This window comes from Inquilinus limosus MP06 (genome assembly GCF_000767795.1).
GTDB lineage: Bacteria > Pseudomonadota > Alphaproteobacteria > DSM-16000 > Inquilinaceae > Inquilinus > Inquilinus limosus_E.
Genome location: NZ_JANX01000324.1, coordinates 1 through 7,127 on the forward strand (window position 1 = coordinate 1; position 7,127 = coordinate 7,127).

Annotated in this window: 7 protein-coding genes; 2 read left to right on the plus strand and 5 right to left on the minus strand. The window is 68.2% G+C overall.

Translation table 11 applies throughout. The features are described from left to right. Positions 1–90: 90 nt before the first annotated feature. The 5 genes from P409_RS21620 to P409_RS21640 form a co-directional block, all read right to left on the minus strand. Positions 91–1,146 (minus strand): PhoH family protein, encoded by a 1,056-nt coding sequence (locus P409_RS21620; protein ID WP_430515654.1) that lies wholly within the window; start codon positions 1,144–1,146, stop codon positions 91–93. Beyond that, a complete protein-coding gene (gene miaB / locus P409_RS21625) occupies positions 1,143–2,510 on the minus strand; it encodes a tRNA (N6-isopentenyl adenosine(37)-C2)-methylthiotransferase MiaB (RefSeq protein WP_274519170.1) in 1,368 nt (455 codons plus the stop codon). Before miaB ends, P409_RS21620 begins: the two co-directional genes overlap by 4 nt. 79 nt (positions 2,511–2,589) lie before the next feature. Beyond that, positions 2,590–3,432, minus strand: a complete 843-nt coding sequence (locus P409_RS21630) for a lysophospholipid acyltransferase family protein (protein ID WP_034843558.1) — start codon at positions 3,430–3,432, stop codon at positions 2,590–2,592. A gap of 8 nt (positions 3,433–3,440) precedes the next feature. Then, positions 3,441–4,274 (minus strand): GNAT family N-acetyltransferase, encoded by an 834-nt coding sequence (locus P409_RS21635; protein WP_052121121.1) that lies wholly within the window; start codon positions 4,272–4,274, stop codon positions 3,441–3,443. Between the two features lie 189 nt (positions 4,275–4,463). Beyond that, complete coding sequence (locus P409_RS21640; RefSeq protein ID WP_034843559.1) at positions 4,464–4,874, minus strand: Ros/MucR family transcriptional regulator; 411 nt, start codon at positions 4,872–4,874, stop codon at positions 4,464–4,466. An 89-nt stretch (positions 4,875–4,963) separates the two neighbouring features. Here P409_RS21640 and P409_RS21645 point away from each other — a divergent pair, with 89 nt between their 5' ends. Further along, the gene (locus P409_RS21645) at positions 4,964–5,218 is read left to right on the plus strand and encodes a sulfurtransferase TusA family protein (RefSeq protein WP_034843562.1); all 255 of its coding nucleotides are present in this window, start codon (positions 4,964–4,966) and stop codon (positions 5,216–5,218) included. A 101-nt stretch (positions 5,219–5,319) separates the two neighbouring features. Further along, on the plus strand, positions 5,320–6,996 hold the full coding sequence (locus P409_RS21650) for an ABC transporter substrate-binding protein (RefSeq protein ID WP_034843563.1): 1,677 nt from the start codon (positions 5,320–5,322) through the stop codon (positions 6,994–6,996). The last annotated feature ends 131 nt before the right edge of the window (positions 6,997–7,127 follow it).

Sequence of the window (7,127 nt, forward strand, 5' to 3'; positions counted from 1 at the left end):
CCTGCAGCGCCGCGGCCAGCGCATCCTCGTCGGCGAAGCCGGGGCCCAGCGCCGACCAGCCGGGCGCGTCGATCGAGACGGCGAGGTCGATCACGGCTTCGGCTTCCGGGCGCTGTCCGCCGCCTCATAGGCGCGCACGATGCGCGCGACCAGCGGATGGCGCACCACGTCGCGGTCGTTGAAGCGGACGACGCGGATGCCCTCGACCCCGTCCAGGATCTCCAGCGCGTCGACCAGGCCGGATTTCTCGCCGCGCGGCAGGTCGACCTGGCTGATGTCGCCGGTGACCACCATGCGGCTGGCCTCGCCCATGCGGGTCAGGGCCATGCGCATCTGCATCACCGTGGTGTTCTGCGCCTCGTCCAGGATGACGAAGGAATGGGCCAGGGTGCGGCCGCGCATGAAGGCCAGCGGCGCGATCTCGATCACGCCGGTCTCCATGTGCTTGGCCACCTGCTCGGCCGGCAGCAGGTCGTAGAGCGCGTCGTAGAGCGGGCGGAGGTAGGGGTCGACCTTCTCCTTCATGTCGCCGGGCAGGAAGCCCAGCCGCTCGCCCGCCTCGACCGCCGGGCGCGACAGCACGATGCGGTCGACCAGCCCCGCGATCAGCATCGACACCGCCTGGGCGACGGCGAGATAGGTCTTGCCGGTGCCGGCCGGGCCGACGCCGAACACCATCTCGCTCTGCGCCAGCGCCTCGATATAGTCGGCCTGGGTCGGCGAGCGCGGGCCGATGCGCTTGCGCCGGGTGACGATCGCGGCCTCGGCCTTCAGCAGGGTGCGGGCCGATGTGCCTTCGGCGGCGGGCGCGTCGCGCATCAGCCGGATCACGCCGTCGATGTCGGCATTGGTGGCGCCCTGGCCCTGGGACAGGCGCTGCCACAACGTCTCCAGCACCAGCCGGGCCTGCTCCACCGCCTCGGCCGGGCCCTTGAGGGTCACGGTGTTGCCGCGGGAGGAGAGCGAGACTCCCAGCTGGTGCTCGATCCGCAGCAGATGGGTGTCGTGCTCACCATACAATAGCGGCAGCAGCCGGTTGTCGTCGAAGCTGATGTCCACGCGCTGGGGCGCCGGCTTGGCGCCCGGCTTGGCCGCGGTTCTGGATTGCGCTGGCATCAGCCCGGAATCCTCGGGGTTGCGGGTCACGCCGCCGCCTCCGCATCCGCCAGGGCGACGGTGCCGGTCAGGCTCAGCAGCTTGCCCTCGGTGATGCGGACCGGCTGTATGGTGCCGAGCAGCCGGTCCGGCGCGTCGAGATGCACCGACTGCATCCACGGGCTGCGGCCGTGCAGCTGGCCGGGGCGGCGGCCCTGGCGGTCCAGCAGCACCGGCACCACGTGCCCGGCCATGCCCTGGTTGAAGGCGGCCTGCTGCGCCCACAGCAGCTGCTGCAGCGCCTGCAGCCGCTCGTCCTTCGCCGTCTCCGGCAACTGGTCGTCGAGGGCGGCGGCCGGGGTGCCGGGGCGGGCGCTGTATTTGAAGCTGTAGGCCTGGGCGAAGCCGATCTCGGTCACCAGCTTCAGCGTGTCGGCGAAGTCGCGGTCGGTCTCGCCCGGGAAGCCGACGATGAAGTCTGAGGACAGGGCCAGGTCCGGCCGGGCCGCGCGCAGCCGGTCGACGATGCGGCGATACGCATCGGCGTCATGCCTGCGGTTCATTGCCGCCAGGATGCGGTCCGAACCGGCCTGTACCGGCAGGTGCAGGAAGGGCATCAGCTGCGGCACGTCGCGATGGACGGCGATCAGGTCGTCGTCCATGTCGCGCGGATGGCTGGTGGTGTAGCGGATGCGGTCCAGCCCATCGATCTCGGCCATGGCCCGGATCAGCCGGCCCAGGCCCCAGACGGTCCCATCGGGCCCATCGCCATGGAAGGCGTTGACGTTCTGGCCCAGCAGCGTGATCTCGCGGGCCCCGGCGGCGACCAGGCGGCGTGCCTCGCCCAGGATGCCGGCCGCGTCGCGCGAATACTCGGCGCCGCGGGTGTAGGGGACGACGCAGAAGGTGCAGAACTTGTCGCAGCCCTCCTGCACCGACAGGAAGGCCGAGGCGCCCTGGACGCCCTGGTCACCCGGCAGGTGGTCGAACTTGCTCTCGACCGGGAAGTCGGTGTTGACCAGGGGCTTGCCGGCCTGGCGATGGGCGCGGGCCACCATCTCCGGCAGCTGGTGGTAGGTCTGCGGCCCGAACACCATGTCGACCCAGGGGGCGCGATGGGCGATCTCCTCGCCCTCGGCCTGGGCGACGCAGCCGGCCACCGCGACGATCATGGGGGCCTCACCGGCCTTGCCCTCCTTCAGCGGGCGCAGCCGGCCGAGGTCGGAGAACACCTTCTCCGTCGCTTTCTCGCGGATATGGCAGGTGTTGAGGATGACCATGTCGGCCCCCTCCGGGCTGTCCGCCAGGGCATAGCCCAGCGGGGCCAGGATGTCCGCCATCCGACCGCTGTCGTAGACGTTCATCTGGCAGCCCCAGGTCTTGATGAACAGTTTCTTACTGGCTGCGGTCTTCACGCGCGCGGGTCCGATGCGGTCCAGGTCTTGGGATTGCGATGATAGATCACGGCGCCGCAGGCGAAAATCAAGCCTTGGGTCATGCGGCGCGGCGCTGATCGGCCATGCTGTCGTTCCCGGGGGCCGGCAGCCGGCCGGCATTGGCGTCGGACACGCCGCCGGCGATCGCGCGCCAGCAATGGTCCGCCAGCGCCTTGCGTGACCGCACATTCTCCAGCGTCACCGGCGGGTGGAAGATCACGGTGATCCGGAGCTGGCCCTGCTTCACCACGTTCCACAGATGGGGCAGCAGGTCCATGTCGCCGTACCAGGCGTAGATCGGGCGCAACCGGCGGCCCAGCGGGATGCCGTCCAGCGTGGTGCAGGCCAGCGACACCGGCTGCACCGTCAGCGGCCTGCCGTCGATGCGCAGCCCGGCGGCGGCGAACAGCGCGCTCTTGAACGGCAGGGTGCGGTTGCCGTCGCTCGACGTGCCCTCCGGGAACAGCACCAGGTTGTCGCCGGCCTCCAGCCGCGCCTGCAGGCTGTCGCGCTGGATGTCGGCCGAGCCGCGCTTGGTCCGGTCGACGAACACCGTGCGCTGCAGCCGGGCCAGGGCGCCGAAGAACGGCCAGGTGCCGACCTCGGTCTTGGCGACGAAGCTGCCGGGGATCAGCGATCCCAGCACCTCGATGTCGAGATAGGACAGGTGGTTGGAGACGAACAGCGTCGGCGCCGCCTCCGACATCGCGCCGCGGACCTCGACGTCGAGGCCGAGGATGCGGCAGCAGGTGCGATGGTAGAACACCGGCAGGCTGGTCTGCAGCCGCCAGCCGAAGCGCACGGCCAGGGCCTGCACCGGCATCAGCATGACGGTCCAGGGCACATAGACGGCGAGCCGGGCCACCGCCCGGAGCTTCGACCCGAGACGCGTGCCCGCCATCGCTCCGGTCAGTCCTTCCGGAAGGCCAGAATCGGCCGCTCGCGCTTCAGCTCGTAATGCTTGAAGTATTTCTCGGTCACCAGGTCGGTCTTGACGATGATGGCGACGTCGGTGGTGCCGAACTGCTCGTCGATCACCGCGCCGTCGCCGACATGGCCGCCGAGGCGCAGATAGCCCTTGATCAGCGGCGGCAGGGCGGCGATCGCCTCGCGCTGGTCGATCTCGGTCAGCGGCAGCAGCCGCATGTCGGTGTAGCGCTCGGGCAGGGCCTTGGGCCGCAGCGCCGGCGGCGCCAGATGATAGTGGTACAGGTAGGACAGCGGCAGCTTCAGCGCCTCCGGGTCGGTCCCGGGCAGGCTGCCGCAGCCGAACATGATCTCGATGTCATGCTGGAACAGATAGGCGGCGATGCCGCGCCACAGCAGCTGCATGGTGCCGCCGGAGCGGTAGGGGCCGGCGACGCAGGACCGCCCGAGCTCCAGGATCCGGCCGGGATGGGCCTCGATCTTGCTGATGTCGTATTCGCTGGCGGAGTAGAAGGCGCCGATCTTCGCCGCCCCGTCGCGCTGGATCAGCCGGTAGGTGCCGACCACGCCCTCGACGCCCTTGCCGCGCGCATGGTCGATCACCAGCAGGTGGTCGGCGACGTCGTCATAGGCATCGAAGTCGCGGCGGGCAGCCGCCATCTCGACCGAGGGCTGGGCCGCCATCTCCTGATAGAAGATGGCATAGCGCAGCTCCTGGGCCGCCCAAATCTCCTCCTCCGTCTCGGCCAGCCGGACCTCGAGATTGCCTGCGCGCAGGCTGAACCCGTGGTCATCGACGAAGGTTGTGACTGCCATGCTGCGTCCGTCCGCTTCAATTCCCCCGATGCGCCGCGGCGATTCTGGTGTCGTCGCACAAGGCGCTCGCCCAATTATAAAGCAGAACGGTTACAAATGTGCGCGGATTTCGCGGCCAAGGTCGCGGCGCGCCGGCCGGGGCCGGAAAACCGGCGGCCCGCCTGGGGGTGGACCGCCTGCGACTCGCCGTCAGTCGCGCCGCGCGCGGGTGCCGAGGCCGATCTGCTTGGCCAGCTTGCTGCGCTGCTTGGCGTAGTTCGGCGCCACCATCGGATAGTCGGCCGGCAGGCCCCAGCGCTCCCGGTACTCGTCCGGGGTCATGTTGTAGGCCGTCTTCAGGTGCCGCTTCAGCATCTTCAGCTGCTTGCCGTCCTCGAGACAGATGATGTAGTCCGGCGTGACCGACTTCTTGATGGGAACCGCCGGCTGGGGCTTTTCCGCGACCGGCGTCGGTTCAGTCCCGAGACCATTCAATGCGCGGTAGACTTGCTCGATCAGGCCGGGCAGGTCGGAGATTGCAACGGTATTGTTTCCTACGTGTGCCGCGACGATTTGGCTCGTCAGGTTCATCAAATCGTTGGACGGCGTTTCATTGCTCATGTTCATACTCCCGCGGCACGATTGTTGGGTATATAAGTCGCCCACTACTGGACTGCAACATGAATCGCCATGAAAATCGAGAATGCGTCATGAGCAATGAGCCGACGGTCCGGACACTCGATGTAACGGCGGAAGTCTGCCCTTTCACTTTCGTCAAAACCAAGCTGCTGCTGGAAGATATGAAGCCCGGCGAAGTGGCGGAAATACGGCTGAACGCGGGTGAACCGCTGATCAATGTTCCGCGCTCGGCAACGGAAGGCGGCCATCGCGTGCTGTCGGTGGAACCCGAGGATGCCGGCGAGACCCGCTGGCTGGTGCGGATCGAGCGCGGCCCGGAGGGCTGAGAGCGGCCGATCCCGTCTCGATTCATCTACATGCACCTGTAGTTGACTTTTATTTCACGTCCTGTCACGTCGATACTCCCCGCCCGAGGAGGAACCCGTCGATGCGCTCCTACCGCACGCCCAGCCTGGCCGCGCTGGCCCTGATCCTCGCTGTCGCCGGCGGCACGCCCGCTCCGGCCCAGGACGTGCTGCCCGACGGCATCACCCCGGCCTCCGACCCGTCGGCGATCCCGGCCACGGCCAAGGCCCGCAAGGACACCGTGGTCGCTTCGATCAACGCGCCGCAGGGCGTGTTCAACCCCTATTTCTTCAGCAATGGCTGGGACGAGAACGTCACCAACGTGATCTTCGGCCGGCTGATCAACTACGACAGCCAGGGCAAGCTGATCCCGGAGCAGGCCGAATCCTGGACCGTCAGCCCGGACAACCTGGTCTACACCATCAAGCTGCGGCCCGGCCTGACCTTCAGCGACGGCTCGCCGCTGACCGCCGAGGACGTCGCCTTCACCCTGACGGTGCTGCACGACCCGACGCTGGAGAGCGAGACCGACATCACGCCGGCCGCCATCGCCGGCGGGGCGGAATACAAGGCCGGCAAGGCCGACAGCATCGCCGGCCTCAAGGTGATCGACCCGCAGACCATCCAGGTCACCACCACCCAGCCGGGCGCCAAGACGCTGGCCCTGCTCGGCGGTCCGGTGCTGTCCAAGGCGCATTACGGCAAGGGCTTCGCACGCGGCCGGCTCGACGGCATCCGGGCCCTGGGCGGCGACCCGCTGGGCGCAGGCCCCTATGTCTTCGACAAGTTCATCCCCGGCCAGGAGGTGCGGTTCCACGCCAATCCGCGCTACTACGCCGGCAAGCCGGGGGTGGAGCATTTCATCTACCGGATCACCTCGGACGCCACCAAGCTGCAGCTGTTCCAGACCGGCGAGACCGACTATGACGGCTTCACGGTCAGCCAGGACAATGTCGACGCGCTGCAGAGCCTGGGCTTCGCCGCGATCAACCTGTACGGCTCCAGCGACTACAGCATGATCGAGTTCAACCCGAAGGACCCGCTGCTGCAGGACGTGCGGGTGCGGCATGCCCTGACCTACGGCCTCGACCGCCAGACCCTGGTGACGGTGGTCTATCAGGGCTATGGCACGGTCGCGACCCAGCCGGTGGCGCCGATCTCCTGGGCCTATGACGCCAGTGCGGTCGAACCCTTCGCCTACGACCCGGCCAAGGCCGCGGCGCTGCTGGACGAGGCCGGATGGAAGGCGGGGCCGGACGGCATCCGGGTCAAGGACGGCCAGCGCCTGTCACTGCGCCTCCTGGCCACCAAGTCGCTGTTCAACGACGCGCTGATCCCGATCGCCAAGGAGAACTGGAAGGCGATCGGCGTCGACCTGGTGCCCGAGGTGTCGGACTTCAACGCCCTGCTGGCCAAGCGCAAGGCCGGCGACTACAACCTCGCCACCTTCCGCACCTCGACCATCAACGACCCGCATGAGGGGGTCGAGGATTTCTTGTCGACCGGCGATGTCGGCCGGCTCGGCTATCACGACGACGAGGTCGAGCGGCTGATCCTGGCCGGCAACGCCGAACTCGACCCGGAGAAGCGCAAGCCGATCTACCACCAGCTGTACAAGGCGCTGGCCGACAACCCGCCGGTGATCTTCCTGGCCTACCGCAAGATCCTGTCGGCGACCGATGCCCGGGTGGAGGGCTTCAACCCCGACATCTACAACGGCATCATCGCCAGCCTGCCGAAGCTGAAGATCGTGCGGTGAGCTTCTTGCCCGGTCTTGCCCAGATTTTCCTCCCCCTCCCCCTGCGGGAGGGGGTAGGGGGAGGGGGCTCTCTCGGCTAGCGCCGGCTTCGGTCCACAGGCTGCGGTGATGACGGATACGATCCTAACCCA